Genomic DNA, 21708 nt, shown 5'->3' with positions numbered 1-21708 from the left:
GTTTAGGGTACATATAAAACTTCTACATCATCGTCATCATTATCATCATCGTCTTGCTGTTTAGCCGCTTGCTTACGCGCTCGCCGCTGCTCAACCAGAATGCGCATTTGCTCTCGAGCTTCAGCTTCCATTTGCGCTTTAAAGTCTGCTTCTTCAGCAGCTGCATCAGGGTTAGATGCTTCTTCTTCAGCTTTGGCTTCAATGTAATTCATAATGTCCTGACAAAGCTGCTCAGTACCTTTTCTAGCCAAAGCTGAGACAGTATAAACAGGCCCCTGCCAGCCCAGTGCATCCACAATATTTTGCTTTATTACAGCCAAATCTTCTGCAGACACAACATCAACCTTATTCAGCACCAACCATCGCTCACGCGCCGCTAAAGCTGGGCTAAATTTTTCCAGCTCCTGAATAATTGCACTGGCTACCTGCACAGGATCACTACCATCCATAGGTGCAATATCAACCAAGTGCAGCAAAATACGGCAACGCGCCAAATGCTTCAAAAAGCGTATACCAAGGCCAGCTCCCTCAGATGCACCTTCTATTAATCCTGGAATATCAGCAATCACAAAACCTCGGTGCTGCTCGATTTTTACCACTCCGAGGTTAGGCACCAGCGTTGTAAAAGGATAATCTGCAACCTTGGGCTTCGCATGAGATACTGAACGAATAAAAGTAGACTTGCCTGCATTAGGCATCCCAAGTAGGCCAACGTCAGCTATAACCTTTAGCTCTAAACGTAAATTACGCTTCTCGCCTGGCGTCCCTTTTGTTGTCCGCCGAGGAGCACGGTTAGTACTGGACTTAAAATGAGTATTACCTAAGCCATGATGACCACCTTTGGCGACTAACAGTTTGTCACCCACACTAGTCAGGTCACCAATAACCTCTCGCGTATCTTCATCAATAATTGTGGTCCCAACTGGAACTTTCAGGACAATATCACTGCCTTTTTTGCCAGAGCAGTTGCGACCACGGCCATTTTCTCCACGCTCAGCACGATATTTAGGCTGATAGCGATAATCTACAAGCGTGTTGAGGTCATTATCAGCTATTAAATAAACACTCCCCCCATTACCGCCATCTCCTCCATCTGGGCCACCTCTCTCGACAAACTTTTCACGCCGAAAACTCAAGCATCCATCACCACCGTTTCCAGCCTCAACATAAATGGAAGCTTCATCGACAAACTTCATGTTTTAACCACCTTTCACAGATCGCACCCAAATAGGAGACAGTCATCCTACTCGCGCCAAAAAATATTGCCACCATCTTTTCTATACCTAAAGCGAAGGATTTTTAGGGGCAGCCGTCAAGTGATGAAGCCCCAGAAGCTTATATAAATAAGTGACTGAGGTAAAAAACGAAGGCAACAAACCCTAAAGTTGATTCGCGAAGGGTATACTTGAGTTTAGGTGTTGAAATTAAAAAGCCCCGACAGAGCGGGGCTTTTCTTAAAAACTGGAAGGCGATTTTATGCCGCTTCAATCCGTACATATTTACGGTTTTTAGGGCCTTTAACCTCGAAAACCACTCGGCCTTCAGCTTTAGCAAACAAGGTGTGGTCTGTACCCATACCTACGTTTTCACCAGCATGAAAACGTGTGCCACGTTGACGCACGATAATGCTGCCTGCTGGTACCAGCTGTCCACCAAAGCGCTTAACACCTAAGCGTTTACTCTGGGAATCGCGTCCGTTACGGGTACTACCCCCGGCCTTCTTGTGAGCCATGCTTCAGTCTCCTATCGTAGATTACGCACTAATGCCAGTAATTTTAACTTGGGTGTACCACTGACGGTGACCCATTTGCTTGCGATGGTGCTTACGACGTCTGAACTTGACGATTTGCACTTTTTTACCGCGACCATGCGCAACCACTTCAGCAGAAACCTTGGCCCCTTCAACTTGAGGTGCACCGATTTTGATTTCTTCACCGTTAGCAACCAACAGCACTTTATCAAACTCGACAGCCTCACCTGTGGCTACTTCCAGCTTTTCTAACTTTAGGGTATCCCCTTCAGCGACTTTATACTGTTTGCCGCCACTTACGATTACCGCATACATGTATCTATCTCCGAAAATCCACAGCCGCCTTTTTGTTAAAGGCATCCAGTTAGATCTGGAATTTATAAAATCGAAAATACCTATGCGTAACACACACTGAAACAAGCGTAACGCATACTAAGATTACTTCCCATAAACAGCTACAACAGCACATTAGCAGTGGCATATATCTGCCTAAGCTTGATGTTTATAGCGTTTATAACAAAAAGAAGAAATCTAGGATTTTCGCGCGTGAGCGCGCAATTCTACGGAAATCACTTGAGTCAAGCAAGTATTACCTGCTTTCATTTTAGCCTATAACTTTAACTCGCCACTGCGTCTAACGAGCGCACTGTTAAGTCAGGCTAGAATAGAAAGCAGTTAGCAAACTATGTAAGATAAAGCGTACTGTAAGTAAAAATCATTCCCAGCGGGTATATCTCACAGGGTATCCGCGTTATCATTCTTGACAGAATGTTTATACCCCCCTAGCATGCGGGCGGTTTTCTTTAATCGTGCACATAAAATCTCATGCCTGAATCCAAGCTTGTTCAAGATATCTACGCAGTCGTCGCTGATGACTTTACTGCTGTTGATAAGTGCATCAACATCCAGCTCACATCACAAGTTCCTCTGGTCACTAAAATAGCTGAATATATTGTTCAAGCTGGTGGTAAACGACTCAGACCTTTGCTCGTCCTTCTTGCAGCCCGTGCATGTGGCTACCAGGGGGAGCAGCAAATCTCTTTGGCCGCTATTATAGAGTTTCTCCACACTGCCACACTTTTACATGATGATGTGGTAGACACTTCGGATCTAAGACGAGGCAAATCCACCGCAAATGCTAAGTGGGGTAATGCCCCCAGCGTCCTCGTTGGCGACTTTCTCTATTCCCGCGCTTTCCAGATGATGGTGCAGTTAGGGCATATGGGCATTATGGATACTTTATCTTCAGCGACCAATGTCATTGCTGAAGGTGAAGTCATGCAGCTAATGCGTATCAGAGATGCGAATACGTCAGAAACAGACTATATGCAAGTCATTCATGGCAAAACCGCCATGTTGTTTGAAGCGTCTACTCATACAGCTGCGCAATTAGCAGGAAGTGATCCCGAGGTATGTGAGTCACTACGTCGTTTTGGCTGCCACTTGGGTATGGCATTTCAGCTGGTTGATGATGTGCTGGATTATCAAGGTGATACCAAAGCCATGGGTAAAAACATTGGTGATGATTTGGCTGAAGGCAAACCCACACTGCCCTTGATTTATACTATTCAAACTGGCTCTCCTGAAGCAGCCCTGCGCGTTAGACAAGCTATCCAAAAACCTGCGCAAGTAAACATTGAAGAAATCATTGCAATCATCACTCAAAGTGGCGCGCTTGATTACACTCTCGAAAAAGCCTCTGAGCAGCAAAAGCTAGCAACAGATGCCTTAGCTATCCTTCCTCCTTCCCTTTATAAAACAGCCCTGCTTAACCTAGCTACGTTTGCCATTAAGCGGAGCTATTAAAGTCTGCAGCATAATACTATTGCCGCCTATTTTTTAAGGCGGCTACAGCCAGCATATTGCTGCTCATCACTAGGCAGAAAAATGATAAAGTTACACCATACAGAATGCCTTTTACCTTGCAGCCATACTGATTAATATACGTACTACCCTTATTAAGCCTTCATTAGAGCTAGTGATCTATTTTTGTGATCAGCGAGCGTGACAGAACAACAGTTTTCGTATAATTATTCCAATCCTTTTGCTTTTTATCACTTTTTTTCAAAAGAGCAGTGTCAACCCCTACCAACATAAAACTTCCTCTGTATAATTTCGCTCTTTTTTTGGGGTCTATTCAGTAACGAAGGTGTCACCTTGTTAATCTTCACGGTAACAAACAAGATCACTGGTCAGGTTTATGTTGGTACAACACGTAACCAACTTGAGGTGCAATGGGCAAAAATTATTGCCGCGGCCGAAATGGATCTTGATTTTCCTCTATACAAAGAGATTCTTCGCTACGGCACTGATGAGTTTAGTGTTGAAGAATGGGATTACGCGGAAAACAGAGATGAGCTTGCTGAGCTAGAGCAAGAAGCCATCAACACGTACAGCGCATTGAGCTTGAAAGGTTACAAACTTGGCTCATCCAGTACGATTTCTCGCCCTATACGGAGAAAAGCACCCGCAAAAGCTAAACCCACCACGAGTGAGCAAGCAGTAACAGCAAAGCAACAGCCAGCACCTGCTGCGCCAGCTCAACCGCCATCGCCCTCAGCCGAGACATTGGCTAAAATAGAAGCTCATGAAGGACCTTCTATTTTACAACGGCTAACAGCTATGGCTAAGTCTTATGATGCTTACACACATCATAACGGTCGCAATACCGCAGAAACGGCTGTACCGCCAAGTAAAGAGAACACTGCTACATGCAGTCTCGCGCCATCTTTTGAAGAAGCGCCTGCAACACCAAAGAAAGCGAAAGAAAAAACTGCTTCAGCACGGACACAAACAACTCCAGCTGAAGATAATGAAAGCACATCTACGGTGGGATCAATCCTTAAGCAGCTAACAGAGCACGCGAAAGCTTATAATAGTAGTGCAAAAGCAAAGGATGATAATCAAGTAACTCAGTCACTATCAGAGATAGAGCAATCTTATGACCCAGTGGCAGCAGTTACACCTCCTGAACCTGAGCCAAAACCATTAACAGAAAAAGAGTTACGTATGGTTGCTGCAATTGAGGCTCAACGTGAATTGACCAAGCAACGTACACCCACTGAAATTGAAAGCGAAAAGCAGTCTCAGTTAGCAATAATCGAAAACCTAAATGAGATGGCTGAACAACTTAAAGCTCAGTATTTACGTCCTCAGAACTGCTGGCAGCCTTTAAAGCAGACCGCTTAATTTGAGCGCATTTAGCCTGTTTTTTTTAATTTGGCTACTGACTATCACTTCAAGCATATCACTAGACGTTAACAATCCCCCCAGAGCAGGATTTACCTGCTTCTGGGGGACACTAATTTCTATCTTTTCATCAAACGAACTATTCAGCTGGTCTTCTAGTCAAAGCTCTTATAGAGCCAAGAGTAGGCAAGCAATGTCCATTCTCACAGACTCATCATTGAAGCAACTGCAACAGGCTGTCGCTGAGATGCAGCAGATGGAAGCAGCATTAGCCCTCAGCCACTACCAGTGCAGTGAGGTCATCAAGCAAATGCAGCAGGTTCGAAAAGCCTTTACCTTTAGAGTTCCCTTCACCGCGGCGTCTTATCTTGCTCCTCCTGCCCCTTCAATCTTCGATACAGCATTACTAAAGAGTGATTGCAGCCACCCATCCAAAAACAAGTAGTGGCAAGTTATAGTGAAGAAAAGTCGGTACTACAGTATCCCAAATATGATTGTGCTGCCCGTCTGCATTCAAACCTGCTGTTGGACCCAGTGTTGAGTCAGAAGTAGGCGAACCTGCATCACCAAGGGCTGCAGCTGTACCAACTAACGCTACAATAGCCAATGGCGAAAATCCTAACTGCATGGCAAGTGGCACATAAATGGCGCTGATAATTGGAATTGTTGAAAATGATGAACCTATCCCCATGGTAATCAGTAGCCCTACCGCTAACATGACCAATGCCGCTAGACTTTTGTTACTACCAATCAATGCCGCGGAATTATTCACCAGGTTAGCTATGTCCCCTGTCTGCCTAAGAACTTCTGCAAAGCCTGCGGCAGCGATCATAATAAAGCCCACCATTGACATCATTTTCATACCATCAACAAAAACCCCATCAGAGGCTTTCCAGTTAATGACACCACTCAACGAAAAGACAAGAAAACCAATCATCGCACCAAGAATCATTGAGTCAGTTAGTAGCTGAACAACAAATGCAGCAGCAATGGCAACAACAGACATACCTAAGCTTTTTGGTGAATATGAAACAGAAATACTCTCAGCTTCCTGAAGTTTTTCAATATCGTACTCACGTTTACCACGATACGTGACAAAAACAGCAACCAATAATCCAGCCAACATTCCCAGAGCCGGAATCAGCATAGCTTGTGTGGCATTAATTCCTTCAATGGCTAACCCATTATCAGCCAAATTTGCCAGTAGTATTTCATTAAGAAAAATACCGCCAAAGCCTACAGGTAAAAACATATAAGGGGTAATCAAACCAAATGCCAGCACACAGGCAATTAAACGGCGATCAAGATGCAGCTTCGCCATAACCATAAGCAGTGGAGGAATTAGCAAAGGGATAAATGCAATGTGGATAGGAATAATATTTTGAGAGCTGATGGCAACCAGTACCAAAACACCAATCAACCCATACTTCAAGTGTTTTACTTTTTGTGGATGGTCTCCATTATTCCCTAACGTAGCTACGGCTTTATCAGCAATCAAATGAGGTAAGCCTGATTTGGCAATTGCCACCGCAAAAGCACCTAACAGCGCATAACTAAGTGCAACCTGGGCTCCTCCTCCTAATCCTTTACTAAATGCATTAATTGTCTCTTCTAGTCCTAGCCCCCCTAGTAGCCCTCCGGCAATAGCCCCAACAATAAGTGAAATTACCACATTAGTGCGCAGTAAACTGAGCACTAACATAACCAACACTGCAACCACCACTGAATTCATAGTTCGTTAACCACTTCATTAAGTCTGTTGTTTGTCAAAAGAGCAAGATCATAACCGATCAGCATTTGATCACCAAGACTGAAAACCCGCTAAAATACAGACTATTGATCTCTGAACAGAAAATGAAATGTGTATACAAAGTTTCTTTCTAAACGTTAAATACAGGCTATGTATAGCCTCCAACCAAAGAAAGACAGAAAAAGCTAAGCCGTCTGCGATTAACTTATAACAATAATTTTTTGAAATAATTTCATTTTGCCGGGAAACTTTTTATCACTACCCCTGTCTTACTAATTACCATGATGCAACCAGATAGGGAGTTATCTGGTTTTCATTGAGTCTCCCCGGATACAGGCAGCTTGCATGAAAATGCAACTGTCTGTTTTTTTATGGCAAGAAATGAGTTGAAACGACTGAACCAGCATCACTATACAGTTTCAGTAGGCGTATTTGCACAAGTGTGCTCACGCACCTCATCCACAAGCTGTTGGAAGTCAACCAGTTTTACAGGTTTCGTTAAATAGTGATCCATTCCCGCTTGCAAGCACTTCTCGCGCTCTCCTTCCAAAGCATTAGCGGTTAAAGCCACAATATAGATATGTTGTTGACCAGACTCTTGCATTCGAATTTGTCGAGTAGCTTCATAACCATCCATCACGGGCATATTGCAATCCATAACAATAAGATCAAAGTCCTGACTCTGCCAGGTATTGACTGCTTCGTGCCCATTATTTGCCACACTTACCTCACACTGTAACTTACTCAGCATTCTTGCAGCCACTTTTTGGTTAACGGGATTATCTTCAACCACTAATACTTTGAGCTGACCAACGCTTGCATTTGTTATTTGGCTATTGCCAAGTCCCTCGGGCAAGTCTATATCAGACTGAATGTGACGGGTAATAAACCCATGAGACTTACTCATTAAGGCATGCCGGAGCGTTATAAAGTCTTTATACTTAGTTGGGTGTGATAAATACCCCCTAAAACCCGCCACTTTAAACTGGCTCGCTTCGCCACAACGTGGAAACAGGCTGTACCAAATAGTTATTAACTGACGTATAGCAGGATGAACCGCGTGAATATTCTGCAGTAGTTTAGGATAACTCTCACTCATCAGCTCACTACTGACAAGCAAACACTGATACTCCTGTACATTATTTTTACCGACCCAATTCGCTAGCTCTGTTAATGAAGCTAAGTGGACTAAATACAAATTTACCTTTTTAGCTAAGCACGCAATATAATTATAAATAATAGGGCTTTCACCCAACCAAATACCTCTAAATACGGTTTGCAAACTTTGCTCTGGCTTATTAATAACAGCCCCAGTAGCACATACGGTGGGTAAAGATAGCGTTAATGTAAATCGGGCAGGATTATCAACGGTTGCGTTTTCCAGTTTCCCCCACATTAATTCCGCTAACTGTCGTGCTATAGCAACGCCTGTTGAGTCTGTACTTTCATTTTTTTGAGTCACTGACGTATAGCGCTCATCAAAAAGATCCCAAGTGATTAATTGCCCACTATCATGAATAATAAATTTAACCACGGCTTCATCAACACTGGTGTGACCTTTTATATCTAGCGCAATATAACCTTGATCTGTGTGCTGAATAGTATGACTGATTAAGTTAAGTAATACCTGACGAATTCTAGCAACATCCCCATCTAACTGTTCAGGTAAATAATTCGCAACATCATAAAGTAGAACTATCTGCTTTTGTGCCGCTCGAAAAGCACTTAAAAAAATGACTTCTTCAACAAGCGAGTGCAAACTAAAGGGTTTCCGCTGAATAGATATACGCCCTGTTTCAAGGGTCGTGTAATCCAGCATATTATGAATCATTGCTAAGGTGGCATCTCCTGACTTAAACGCGTAGTCAATATATTCTTTCTGTTCAAGTGTTAATCGTGTTGCGTCCAGTAGGCTTAACATGCCTAAAATACCGCTTATGGGTGTTTTGAGTTCATGTGCGACATTAGTAACAAACAAACTTTTTTGATAGTTTGCTAGCTCAGCAGCTTCTCTGGCTTTTACCAAGTCATACTCTACTTGCTGTCTTTGCTCTATTTCTCGCGTTAGTGCTTTATTGGTTGCTTCCTGCTCAGCTACTAATCGTTTTGTGTTTTCCAATAACGTGACTGTTTGTTTACTTTTTTCAATTAGAACATTTGCAGCAAACGCTAAATCTCCTATTTCATCTGTACGATGCTTACCCGGAATATCTATATCAAGCTCACCAGCAGTTAATTGCTTAAAAGCATGAGTTATTTTTTTGAGCGGAATAACAATAGTCAAAATAAGTAAAGTCGCTATTAATACACTGAGTAAGCTGACTACAATGACCACAAGCCATTTACTCATTATGACTTCACGAAATTTATTGTCATACGTTAAATTTAACTGTTCAATCTGAAGTAACGATTGTCTCAATTGATCTCGATAGTTGCTTTCAATAAGGTATAAATCATTTGTTAATTGCTGCCAAGTTGACTGTACCTTAAGCTGTACTTGGATTAATGTATCTATATCATTTGCTAAACCAATTACAGGTAATTGATCCGACTTATTTTGCAGTCTAAATCGCTCTAATTCCTGTATATATTTACCAGCATTTACTAACCACAAGTTACTCACACTATTGGACTGGTAAACTACAGTTTCAGATATGAGCCATTGTTTTAAAGCTAAGAGGGTTTGTTTTTCTTCAGCACTTGATAACGGCAGTAAAGGTCGGCTCATTAAGCTATTAACATCAATGAGTAGTTCTGAGCGAAGTTGCTGAAAGCGCTCATTTATAGTTTGTAATTTATAAACATGCTGAAGGATTGAGTTAAATAACGCAGCTTGTTTAGTCAGACTATTGGCTATAAAGGGAGGATTTACTAACTCTATATTTTCACGGCTTATGTACTTATTACGAATGTCCAAAACAATTTTTCTTAGCTGCTCCAAAGTGACCTGATGAGTATAATTTTCTGTTTGCAAAAGAGCTCGAAGATTACGAACTTCTTCATCAACACTCTGTAACATTTTTATACTAGCTTGACTCTTTCTAACCTCATGCAATAACTCACTCACGCCATTCACACTTTTTAAGCCATTTGTAACCAACAAGCCTACAGATAGCAACAAACATAAAAAGAGTGCATATATTTTCCCTTTAATCGTTAAACCATTTCGCATAAGGTCCATTTGCTGTGTGTGCACCCCCAACAATAGGTATTCCTTGCTTTATTATCTTTTATATTTCTCTATGATTATCGGTTTTCAAAAAACTTTAAAGTCATTGATAACGTTTATATACCCAAAACAAAGGTTTTTTAGGAGCGGCCGTTAAATGCTCCTCGGCAATAGCTCCTGCATTGCTCTTGACTATATGACATCCATGTCATTATGCATAAACTGCATTCCCACCATCCTTGGAGCGCTGACAACAAGCCCTAAAAATGATTCGTGAAGGGTATATTAAGCCGGGAGTTTATGTCCTTTATACTATAGTAGTCTACTTCAATGACACTGAGTTCTATATGTAATATAAAATTAATACAATATAAACTCCGCTTAATCATTATTAGACCATTTCAACTATCTCAAAACACTTTATAGCATTGTTAGGGTCTGTTATTTTGCTCCTATAATTTAGCTTTCAACTACAGGTTCACGCATGGTGACAAACTCTTCTGCTGCAGTTGGGTGTATGCCTATTGTTCTATCAAAAACTGCTTTTGTCGCACCAGCTTGGATTGCGACAGCCAGTCCTTGCATTATTTCTCCAGCTTCCGCACCCACCATATGACAACCAATGACTTTATCAGTCACTTTATCCACAATAAGCTTCATCAGCGTTTTTTCATCGCTACCGCTAAGTGTATGCTTTAAATGACGAAAACTGGTTCGATAGATATCCAGCTTACTGTAACGATCCCTTGCTTGCGCTTCTGTTAGCCCGACGGAGGCAATATTAGGGTGAGAAAACACAGCAGAAGGTACCAATGAGTAATCTAACGGCTCATAGCTGCCTTGGTACCAGTGACGAACCAAGCTCATGGCTTCAGCCAGTGCCACAGGCGTTAGCTGCACTCGATTAATAACATCCCCCAACGCATATATTGAAGGAACAGAGGTTTGAAAGTGCTCGTTAACAACAATTGCACCTTGTTGGTCAGTTTCAACGCCTACCTGCGCTAAATTCAAGCCCAATGTATTTGGTACACGACCTGTAGCGTATAGCACCAAATCAGTGTTAATTTCACCACCTGTTTTTAAATGACACTGGAGAGTGCCATCCTGCTGTTTATCTAAACGAGAAATATCTTCACTAAAGCGTAACTGAATACCTTTTTTCTCAATTTCATCACGCATGAAATGACGTACATCGTCATCAAATCCCCGCAAAAAAAGCTCTCTTCTATAAATTAGTGTGGTTTCAACACCCAATCCGTTAAATATACTCGCAAACTCCAGTGCTATATAACCGCCTCCAACAACGACTGCACGCTTTGGTAACGAGTCTAAATAAAAGGCTTCATTTGACGTAATCGCATGCTCATGCCCAGGAAACTCAGGAACAAAAGGCTGCCCACCTGTCGCAATTAAAATTCGCTCAGCAGAGTAATGACCATCACCCACTTCAACAGTATGTTCATCGATAAAACGTGCTTGACCATTAATGATGGTAACACCAGCATTTTCCAGTAAGCGCTGATATATGCCATTCAGCCGTTGAATTTCCTTATCTTTATTCTGCCTTAACACTGACCAGTCAAAGTCTTTTTCACCAATAGACCAGCCGAATCCCCTGGCATCATGAAAGTCTTCAGCAAAATGTGCTGCATAAGAAAACAGCTTTTTGGGTACACAGCCTACGTTGACACAGGTTCCTCCCAAAAAAGTTGACTCAACAACTGCTACTTTTGCACCCTGCGATGCAGCCATACGACTGGCTCGAACCCCACCAGATCCTGCACCAATAACCAGTAAGTCATAATCATAATTCGAGTTCGCCATAAATAGCATCTCTTTTAATTGCGCAGATAAAAACAAACTTCAGTATAATGCCGCCATTATAGGTCAGCCACCAAATGCAGCAACTCCCTATATGCATGAGCTGAATCTGTTCAAATATATTTATTGACCGGCAACATGATGAAAACATTTAGTAATGCCATAACTAACTTACAGCTTACCCGCTACCCAATAAGCTCCCAAGATACTTTGCAAGCTTGGGATGCTGCCGATGAATACTTGATTGAATTTATTGCACAGTCAGCTAAAAGCTGGCAAAACCCCATCATCCTTAATGATCAGTGGGGCGCACTTTCACTCACGCTTCACCAGAAACATCCGACGGTTATCAGCGATTCTTTTCTCAGTCATCAAGGCATCATTCACAATGCTCAAGTCAACCAGATTGCCAGTGCAGATGTCTCAGTGCTCACACCATTATCAGAACTATCTGAAAGTTATGACCTTGTCATACTTAAAGTCCCTAAAAATAATTCATTGCTCATTGAACAGCTAACACGTTTATATTCCTATCTTTCTCCTAATACCACATTTGTTTCAGGAGGAATGATAAAGCATCTCCCCCCAACGCTTATCGAAACATTAGAGCAGTTTATAGGTCCAACCCAGGCATCGTTAGCACAAAAAAAAGCACGCCTTTTCCACACTGAAGTCAATACTGGCTCAGCTATAAAAAAGTCTGCCCTAAGTTCTTACAAGTTTACTTTTCTTAATCAAACACTCACCGCTTATGGTCATGCCAATGTCTTTGCTCGACAGAAGTTAGATATCGGTACTCGATTACTTTTACAGCACTTACCGTCTTTAGCCCTAGAAAAAGCCCAACACATTGTTGACCTAGGCTGTGGTAATGGTGTGCTTGGTGTCTGTGCAGGCATCATAAATACTGACGCCAGTATCAGTTTTACTGATGAATCATTTATGGCCGTTGATTCAGCTAAACGGACGTGGCAGAACAGGTTTGCTAATAGGCAAAATGTGCAGTTTATTGTCAATGACTGTTTACAAGGTATAACAACGAAAGCTGACGAAATTCTGTGTAATCCACCCTTTCACCAACAGCATACGGTCGGAGACCAAATTGCCTGGCGCATGTTTAAACAAGCAAAACAGAAGTTAGTAGCAGGTGGTGCTTTGACAGTCATAGGTAATAGGCATTTGAATTACCATATGAAGCTAAAACGGCTTTTTGGAAATTGTACATTGATCGCCAACGATAGAAAATTTGTAATTCTTCGCGCTACAAAATCACTTTAACTAAAAAGGACCTGCGCCAAGGTCCTTTTTTGTAAAAGCAAGTATAGCTCATGTGCAGGGTATCATTTTGTTATCGACTTGCCACTTTCATTGTCTTGGCTTCAGCTAATACTTCTTGTAATTGTTTTGGTAATTGCTCTTGAAAATACCTTTTCATGCTTGATGTTAAAGCAGGCAAGTTATGACTGGCTACCACTTGTGGCAATGGATCAATGCCTAAGGAATTTACTACAAGACCAAATTGTGTTTGCATCTGAGCATACTGAAAGTGCTGATCTAACGATGCTAGCAGCATATCCGCTTTTGCCTGAGTAAGCTCTAACCGAGCAGCCATACCAGTATCTCCTTGCGCTCGGTATTGGCGATAACGCTGGTTTTCAATATCTGTAGCCGCTAAAGATAACTCATAATCTTTTTTTGCAATTAAATAACTACGCACAGCCAGCTCCATTTGAGCTAAAATAGCAGAACTTAATGCCCTACGTTGTAAATTAACTAATTTATTACGTGAGTTTTGTAGTGCATTAACATCGGGTATCGTTGCTAGCTTAACTAAATCATAGGAAACCTGTATACCCGCCTCTGCCCAACTTTGATTTAATAAGAAACTGTTGTCATCATAGTAGCCGCCCAGGGTAAATGATAAACCAGGCAGTAATTCCAGCTTAGCAATCGTACCCTCTTTCTCAACTATACGGGCATTATAATCCATTTCTCTTAGTTCAGGCCGGTAACGTAATGCGGCTAACTGCAACGATGCCAATTGCTGTACATTAAACGCAAAAGGGCTTTCATTTTTAGGCATCGACATAACCCGGTAATATGTACCTGGGGGCAAGTTCATCAGTCGTGCCAAGTCAGCCTTAGCCAAAGCTAATTCATCGGTTTTCTTCAACAAGCCGCGATAAGTTTTTAATAAATCACGCCGGAACTCAAGGGTTTTTATTGGCCGCTGTAATCCATCAGCCTTCATTCGCCTGGCTGTATTAAGTGAGTTTTCAATGTCACGAATGGCTGTATGTAGATTTTGTTCAATCGCTTGTGCAGCAACCACCCGCCAATAGGCTTGCCGAACCTCTTGCACAATATTCTGCACAACTTTGCGACGTTGCTCTTCAGCTATAAGTACTTTATCTGCATGCTGTTGCTGTCGGAGGTAACTAACACCAAAATCCAGAACGTTCCAAACAACCTGAGCTTGAGCTGTCCAGAGTTCTTTATCCTGTGATGTTGAAGTTTCCAACGACTCCACGCCTCTACTCACGGAAAAGCTATTTGAGGCATTTTCATTATCCCGATGTTTATAGCCTGCGGAAGCCGCTAATCTTGGAAGCAAGTCGTACTTAGATAGATCAAGCTCTCTATTTTTGACTACTTGAGAAAGCATTTTCAGTCGATGATCAATATTATATTTTACTGCTCGGGCCATTGCTTCATAAAGGCTAATTTCCCCCGACACAGGTATCTGCTCTCTAAACATCTGATCAATGTCGTTCATTACTCGTTGTGCTGTTTTTTCTGGGTTTATAGGTTCTGGTGTCACTACGCACCCCCCCAATGTTAATAACCCCAAAAAAAGCATCCATCCGTGGATAATTTTCATGGCGCAACTGTCCCCGCGAATATAACCAATTAAATGTTATTCAATTTATACCCTGCATTATGAGTATTATTACAGAAAAACTAGCATTGGCATCGTCCACCCCAAATCATTTCAGATACCAAAATGCAGGTAATAAGAACATTTTTGTCTTATTACCTACATATAACAACTATAGCTAACTCACTGTTTTTTTTAGATAGAAATATAATTTATTTTTGTAACGATTTACTAACTCACTTTTTTATGATCATTTTTTAAATCGATAACTTGCTCACTTTCTTGTGCCTTTTCATTTAATGGTGTACCAAGCAGTGCTGCCAACAATGCTTGTTTTTGATTTGCATTATTCGCAAGTTGTAACTGCTCAGTAAAGTTAGGTCTAAATGTCGTATCATTTGCAGAAGCATCATCACGGCTGCTATCAGGGGTATCACTATCACCAGGGGTTCCACTATTTGCAGGCTCTTCATCTCCCTGATTATTAACATCATTACTGTCAGTATCTGCTGGCCCATTATCTTGATTAAAACCAGGCGGAGTGCCAAAGTCAGTTGGTGAAACAAATGGTGTTGAACTACTCACTCCAAACCCACGACCGATAGCAGTATAAAAATTATAGGTCGGTGAAAATGTTAAAGGAGGTGCTACCTGTGTACTGGTTACAATATGGCTCAGCGTTGTATTATAGGTACGCTGATTTGCATCGATAACATTATTTACCGCAATCGCTTCCCTTGGTAAAACCACATTGACTGTCGGTGGTTCTGGCAGTAGAGGGTTATCTGGCTCAAAAGCCGGTTCACCAGCTCCAATAGGCTCATTATTTACCCTCGGTCTATCAGCGCCAATGTTATTACCATTTTGCTGGGTATAGTTTAAGGATGCATCATCAGTAACCGTTATGGTAAAGGATCGTTCGTAGGTTCCTCCTGCACGATCAATCGCTTGCACTCGAATGGTATACACACCACCAGACAAATTAGCAGTATTTGCCGCTTTAATTACATTATTTTCAACCACAAATAAGCCATTATGGTCACCACCTACACCACTGACTAATGCATAAGTATGTATATCGCCAATATCAGCATCTGTCGCTGATAATGAACCCACAATGCCTGTTGTTGAGGACAAGTTTAAATCTGCATTCGATAAACTCATGGCAGTCGGTACATCATTTACTGATGTAATACTTACCGTAGAAACAACCGAAATATTCTTCGTATCACTACCACCATCTGCAGTACCTCCATCATCAGTAATTTGTTTCAAAGTCACTACACGAGATGTTGTGTTGGGGGATTGACTATTATTTTGATAGGTTATGCCATCAACCAACGTCTGAGTTTGTGCAGTTGTTAAACTGCCTCCAGTTAATACAACTGTTGCGGTAGAACCAGAAAAAGTCACTGCATAACTTAGTCCATTAATAGTAGTGGAACCGGAAGCACCATTAACCAGTAAAATCGAAGCACCATCAATATTGATTATTTCTTGAGAAATATTCGTGATGTTGGTGATTGTTAGGGTTAAGCCTGTGATATTTTGGCCAGCTTCGACTGTGCTAACTGTTGTGCCATTAAATACATTAACCGCACTGCCATCTTCAACAAAGTTGGGATTATTCGCATTAGCGCTTAATGTGGGGGCATCATTATTACTAACAACAGTTACTGTAGATGCAATAGCCAATGATGCCGTATTATCACCACCATTTGCAGTACCACCACTGTCTTGAATACTGGTTAACGTCACCACCCGATTGCTGGTACTGGGGGAGTTACTGTTGTTCTGGTAACTCATGTTGTCGATCATGGTTTCTGCCGCCGCGACCGATAGATTACCCCCGGTCATGGTCACGGTGGCGGTGGTGCCGATCACCATCACACTGTAATTCAGACTATTGCCGGCCGTACTGCCGTTAGTGCCGTGGGTGAGGACAATGGTGGTACCATCGATATTAATGCGTTCATTACTGCCATTGGTCACGTTGGTGATGGTAAAGCTCAGCCCAGTAATATTCTGCCCCGATTCCACGGTATTGATATTGGTACCGGTAAACAGGCTGGCGGCGGCCCCCCCTTCGGTAAAGGTCGGGTTGCTGGCATTGGCGGTTAAGGTAGGCTCATCATTGACGCCCACCATGGTCACCGTCAAGGCCACGGAAATAGACGCCGTATCATCCCCACCATTGGCAGTGCCACCGCTGTCTTGAATACTGGTTAAGGTCACCACCCGGTTGCTGGTGCTAGGGGTATTGCTGTTGTTCTGATAACTCATGTTATCAATCAGGGTTTGCGTGGTGGCGGTGGACATCGTGCCACCGGTCAATGCCACGGTGGCCGTCGTACCCACCACGGTCACGCTATAACTCAAGCTATTGCCCGCCGTGCTGCCGCTGGTGCCGTGGGTCAGCACGATGGCCGTGCCGTCAATATTGATCACTTCATTAATACCATTCGCTACATTGGAAATGGTAAAGGTAAAGCCTTTGATGGTTTGCCCTGCTTCCACGGTACTGATATTAGTGCCACTGAACAGACTAGCGGCGGCGCCACCCTCGGTAAAGGTCGGGTTGCTACCATTAGCGGTTAAGGTGGGCTCATCATTGTTTTGTACGACAGTGACAGTAGATGCCACCGCTAGTGAGCCGGTGTTATCCCCACCATTAGCCGTACCGCCACTGTCCTGAATACTGGTTAAGGTCACTACCCGGTTGCTAGTGCTGGGCGAGTTACTGTTGTTCTGGTAACTCATGTTATCGATCATGGTTTCGGCTGCGGCTACTGACAGGTTACCCCCGGTCATGGTCACTGTCGCCGTAGTACCGATCACCATTACGCTGTAATTCAAACTATTCCCCGCGGTGCTGCCATTGATGCCATGGGTCAGCACAATGGTGGTGCCATCAATATTGATCCGCTCATTGCTGCCATTGGTGACATTGGTGATGGTAAAGCTCAGCCCCGTGATATTTTGCCCCGATTCCACCGTATTGATATTGGTACCGGTAAACAGGCTGGCTACCGCGCCCCCTTCGGTAAAGGTCGGGTTACTGGCATTGGCGGTTAAGGTCGGCTCATCATTTACCCCCACCACCGTCACAGTCGAGGCCACGGAAATAGACGCGGTATCATCCCCACCATTGGCTGTACCACCACTGTCTTGAATACTGGTTAAGGTCACCACCCGGTTGCTGGTGCTGGGGGTATTACTGTTGTTCTGATAACTCATGTTATCGATCAAGGTTTGCGTGGTGGCGGTGGACATCGTGCCCCCGGTCAATGCCACGGTGGCCGTCGTACCCACCACGGTCACGCTATAACTCAAGCTATTGCCCGCCGTGCTGCCTCTGGTGCCATGAGTCAGCACAATCGCCGTGCCGTCTATATTGATCACTTCATTAATGCCGTTGGCCACATTGGACACCGTAAAAGTAAAGCCCTTGATGGTTTGCCCTGCTTCGACGGTACTGATATTAGTGCCACTGAACAGACTGGCAGCAGCCCCCCCCTCGGTAAAGGTCGGGTTGCTACCATTAGCGGTTAAGGTGGGCTCATCGTTGTTCTGTACCACGGTCACGGTGGAAGCCACTGCCAGAGAGCCCGTATTATCTCCACCATTGGCGGTGCCGCCACTGTCTTGAATACTGGTTAAGGTCACCACCCGATTGCTGGTACTGGGGGAGTTACTGTTGTTCTGGTAACTCATGTTATCGATCATAGTCTGTGCTGCTGCGGTAGACATATTGCCACCCGTCATGGTGACTGTGGCAGTGGTGCCGATCACCATTACACTGTAATTCAAGCTATTGCCCGCGGTACTACCGTTAGTGCCATAGGTCAGCACAATAGTCGTGCCATCGATATTGATCCGTTCATTACTACCATTGGTGACATTGGTAATGGTAAAGCTCAGCCCCGTGATATTTTGCCCCGATTCCACCGTATTGATATTGGTACCGGTAAACAGGCTGGCGGCTGCACCACCTTCAGTAAAGGTCGGGTTACTGGCATTGGCCGTTAAGGTCGGTTCATCATTAACCCCAACCACCGTTACCGTCGAAGCAATAGCCACAGAAGCCGTATCATCTCCACCATTCGCGGTACCACCACTGTCTTGAATACTGGTTAACGTCACCACTCGGTTACTTGTATTCGGCGTGTTACTGTTATTTTGATAGCTCATATTGTCTATCATGGTTTGCGTCGCTGCAGTTGACAGTGTGCCTCCCGTCAAGGACACAGTGGCAGTCGTGCCAATCACCATCACACTGTAATTCAGACTATTAGTCGCGGTACTGCCACTCGTGCCATGGGTCAGTACAATTGCGGTACCATCAATATTGATAATCTCACTGCTGCCATTAGTCACGTTAGTGATGGTAAAAGTCAGCCCTTTAATGGTTTGGCCTGCTTCGACGGTACTGATACTGGTACCACTATATAGACTGGCCGCAGCGCCACCTTCGGTAAAAGTGGGGTTACTGCCATTACTGGTTAAGGTAGGCTCATCATTGTTTTGCACCACCGTGATGGTTGAAGCAATGGCTAATGAGCCCGTATTATCCCCACCATTGGCGGTGCCGCCACTGTCTTGAATACTGGTTAAGGTGACCACTCGGTTACTGGTATTGGGCGAGTTACTGTTATTCTGGTAGCTCATGTTATCCACCAGAGTCTGAGTAGCTGCCGCCGATAAAGTGCCACCAGTCAATGATATGGTTGCCGTGGTACCTATGACACTGACACTGTAATTCAAGCTATTACTCGCGGTTGTACCATTTGTGCCATGAGTCAGTACAATGGTGGTGCCATCCACATTGATACGCTCATTACTACCATTAGTGACATTGGTGATAGTAAAAGTTAAACCACTCACTGTTTGCCCTGACTCAATAGTGCTGACACTCGTTCCACTAAACAAGCTAGCCGCAGTCCCTCCTTCTGTATAAGTGGGGTTGCTGGCATTGGCCGTTAAGGTAGGCTCATCGTTGACAGCCGTCATCACAACAGTTCGAGTATCTGAACCACTGGCTGCATTTTTGTCCGTAGCGGTAAACGTAATGGTGCGATTAGAAGTGCCTGGATCTTGAGTCGTAGAGTCATAACGAATGGACTGCAACACTTCCTGGACATTGGCATTGGTAGCATCGCTGTCAAAGGTAATAGTTAGCTTGGTACCACCAGTGACAATACCGCCACTGGCGCTGAGGTCACCAATATCAATACCATTAGCAAAAATATTGGTACCACCAATGGTAATTGCGGTACCGTCACCATCACTGTCAACAATACTGATTCGATCACCCGCTTCTGCATTACCAGTAATTTGCACTGATAAAGAGCCACCATTCCACTCTGCATCGCCATCTGAGTCACTGACAGTTCCCGCACTGTCTATTTGGGTCGCAGCATTGCCTTCGGTATAAGCTAAATTGGTATTATTAATGGAAACTGCGGGTGTCGCATTCGCAGGAATTTCAGCACCAACTTTTAAATTATCCATGAAGATCCAGTGAGTATTTGCAGTAACCTTCACCTCATCAACGGAACCCCAGTTTAATGTCCAGGTACCAGAACTGGTATCTGCCGCATTAAAGCCTTGAGACTCTACTTGTACTCCATTACGAAAACCATAAAAGGTTATGGTGGCATTGGCAGGGTTACCTGCTGTATCAATGACATAATCAATACTGGTGAATTTAAAGTTGGAGCTGTCACTGGTATAAAAGCGCGTACCAGTAGTATTCACATCATTAGTTAAACTACCTTCATGGGCATAAATTCCCGTTTCGCCTCCAAAACCATTAAACCGCCAACCATCATAAGAAATATCATCAATCACTGTGCCATTGGCGATTACTGCAGTATCAGACAGTCCCAATCCGTCATAATTAGTTGTTTGGTCACTGGAAATAGGGAGTGCCATTAAATAATCATATGACGCAAGTACTTCTGCATCAAAAGGTGAGTCTGTTGACACATCACCTGTTGTATACTCAAAATGCCAGTTTCCACCTAATTCATCACCACCAGTATCATCCGTAGAGGCTGCAATATCAGCATCTGTGAAACCTGCCAAAGCTTGAACAAAAGCTTCACCTATAGAGCCTTTCCCTACGTCACAGCCATACAATAAAATGTCGCCTTGCTGGCTAAGTGCAGCACCAATATCTGACAAGTGCTGTGTATAATCAGCAATATTATCTGACGAAACAGTTATATTGCCTAATTGCAGCTGTCCATCATCACCATGCGAAACAACATGAATAGCATCCAGGTTACTATATTCAGCCAGCGCGTTAGCCATTTGCTCCAGACCATTTTGTTGCGCCTGAATAATGACAACATCAACAGACTCATCTAACCCTTCCACTAAGGACTGATAATCTGAAACTCGACTGTCAATGAAGATAACTGTTTTACTTTTATCTGACGCTTCTTCGCTATTTTCTGTTTCATTATTAGTTGTTACAGGCTGCATCAATGCCTGAGCCAAGTCTTCTGATGAAGTATCCTCTCCAGTTGAGTTTGTGGAACCTTCATTAGCACTCGCAGTATCTGCAGCTGTTGCGGCAGCAGCACCATCAAATAAAAACCGCTTTTCTAGTGCAATTAAACATGAGGCCGATGAGACACTATGCAACAATGAATCTTGAAAAGGCGAAGAGTAAGTCTTTTTTTTGCGCAAGAGCGTATTTACTCTGCCACGTAAACCATGTTTGAAGTATTTATGAAGAAGAGAACGATAGGGAAAACGATGCTGACTTTTAAGTTGCATGGTTTCGTGCTCCTGCAAATTTCGCGAATTAACTAGACAATCCAGTCTATAAAAGTTTCGTGCATAAAAAGGTGTAACATGCACATTGAAAAACTTTCTATTTTTTTAGAGCCTCTATTTTAAGAGCATTGCAATCTCATCATTATGAGCAACAATAATATAAAATAGAACAAAAGCACCAAATGTTATATATTAACCATCGGTTTTACAGAAGCATCCATGCAAAAAATCAAGGTTACATTGAAACCTCTCCTAAATAATAGATAGCAAGTAACACCAAAACTATTAGCCAAGGCCAGTGCGCAAACCAGAAAACTTTTTTCGGCGTGTTAATGTTAAAACTCAGTCTAAATATTAGACCA

General features: G+C 43.2%; 12 protein-coding genes. 4 read left to right on the top strand and 8 right to left on the bottom strand.

Annotated features, from left to right (window positions below; all coding sequences use genetic code 11):
• Positions 1 to 2: 2 nt before the first annotated feature.
• The 3 genes from cgtA to rplU all read right to left on the bottom strand — a co-directional run bounded on the left by cgtA (position 3) and on the right by rplU (position 2065).
• The gene (gene cgtA / locus F607_RS0104305) at positions 3 to 1196 is read right to left on the bottom strand and encodes an Obg family GTPase CgtA (RefSeq protein ID WP_027707085.1); all 1194 of its coding nucleotides are present in this window, start codon (positions 1194 to 1196) and stop codon (positions 3 to 5) included.
• A gap of 278 nt (positions 1197 to 1474) precedes the next feature.
• Entirely contained in the window at positions 1475 to 1732 is a 258-nt protein-coding gene (gene rpmA / locus F607_RS0104300; protein ID WP_027707084.1) for a 50S ribosomal protein L27, read from the bottom strand.
• A 21-nt stretch (positions 1733 to 1753) separates the two neighbouring features.
• Complete coding sequence (gene rplU, locus F607_RS0104295; protein WP_027707083.1) at positions 1754 to 2065, bottom strand: 50S ribosomal protein L21; 312 nt, start codon at positions 2063 to 2065, stop codon at positions 1754 to 1756.
• Between the two features lie 510 nt (positions 2066 to 2575).
• On the opposite strand from rplU, the gene F607_RS0104290 reads away from it, so the two are divergent.
• From F607_RS0104290 to F607_RS33965, 3 genes are all read left to right on the top strand, one after another.
• Positions 2576 to 3556 carry a polyprenyl synthetase family protein gene (locus tag F607_RS0104290; RefSeq protein ID WP_038290002.1) on the top strand — a complete coding sequence of 327 codons (981 nt, stop codon included), beginning with the start codon at positions 2576 to 2578 and terminating at the stop codon, positions 3554 to 3556.
• A 351-nt stretch (positions 3557 to 3907) separates the two neighbouring features.
• Complete coding sequence (locus F607_RS32520) at positions 3908 to 4939, top strand: GIY-YIG nuclease family protein (RefSeq protein ID WP_027707081.1); 1032 nt, start codon at positions 3908 to 3910, stop codon at positions 4937 to 4939.
• Positions 4940 to 5132: 193 nt separating this feature from the next.
• Complete coding sequence (locus F607_RS33965; RefSeq protein ID WP_027707080.1) at positions 5133 to 5384, top strand: hypothetical protein; 252 nt, start codon at positions 5133 to 5135, stop codon at positions 5382 to 5384.
• Here F607_RS33965 and F607_RS0104270 read toward each other — a convergent pair.
• From F607_RS0104270 to gorA, 3 genes are all read right to left on the bottom strand, one after another.
• Positions 5346 to 6671 carry a Na+/H+ antiporter family protein gene (locus F607_RS0104270; protein WP_027707079.1) on the bottom strand — a complete coding sequence of 442 codons (1326 nt, stop codon included), beginning with the start codon at positions 6669 to 6671 and terminating at the stop codon, positions 5346 to 5348. The genes F607_RS33965 and F607_RS0104270 overlap by 39 nt on opposite strands.
• A 427-nt stretch (positions 6672 to 7098) precedes the next feature.
• Complete coding sequence (locus F607_RS0104265) at positions 7099 to 9870, bottom strand: hybrid sensor histidine kinase/response regulator (protein ID WP_027707078.1); 2772 nt, start codon at positions 9868 to 9870, stop codon at positions 7099 to 7101.
• Between the two features lie 447 nt (positions 9871 to 10317).
• On the bottom strand, positions 10318 to 11685 hold the full coding sequence (gene gorA / locus F607_RS0104260) for a glutathione-disulfide reductase (protein ID WP_038289999.1): 1368 nt from the start codon (positions 11683 to 11685) through the stop codon (positions 10318 to 10320).
• Between the two features lie 135 nt (positions 11686 to 11820).
• On the opposite strand from gorA, the gene F607_RS0104255 reads away from it, so the two are divergent.
• A complete protein-coding gene (locus tag F607_RS0104255; RefSeq protein WP_038289996.1) occupies positions 11821 to 12960 on the top strand; it encodes a methyltransferase in 1140 nt (379 codons plus the stop codon).
• A 70-nt stretch (positions 12961 to 13030) separates the two neighbouring features.
• On the opposite strand, the gene F607_RS28085 is transcribed toward F607_RS0104255, so the two are convergent.
• Together F607_RS28085 and F607_RS0104245 are read right to left on the bottom strand one after the other, a co-directional pair.
• The gene (locus F607_RS28085; RefSeq protein WP_084611094.1) at positions 13031 to 14563 is read right to left on the bottom strand and encodes a TolC family protein; all 1533 of its coding nucleotides are present in this window, start codon (positions 14561 to 14563) and stop codon (positions 13031 to 13033) included.
• 228 nt (positions 14564 to 14791) lie between these two features.
• On the bottom strand, positions 14792 to 21346 hold the full coding sequence (locus tag F607_RS0104245) for a DUF4347 domain-containing protein (RefSeq protein ID WP_027707075.1): 6555 nt from the start codon (positions 21344 to 21346) through the stop codon (positions 14792 to 14794).
• Between the last annotated feature and the right edge of the window lie 362 nt (positions 21347 to 21708).

It is taken from the genome of Zooshikella ganghwensis DSM 15267, assembly GCF_000428585.1.
GTDB classification, from domain to species: domain Bacteria; phylum Pseudomonadota; class Gammaproteobacteria; order Pseudomonadales; family Zooshikellaceae; genus Zooshikella; species Zooshikella ganghwensis.
This window is presented reverse-complemented; position numbering and strand designations above follow the sequence as displayed.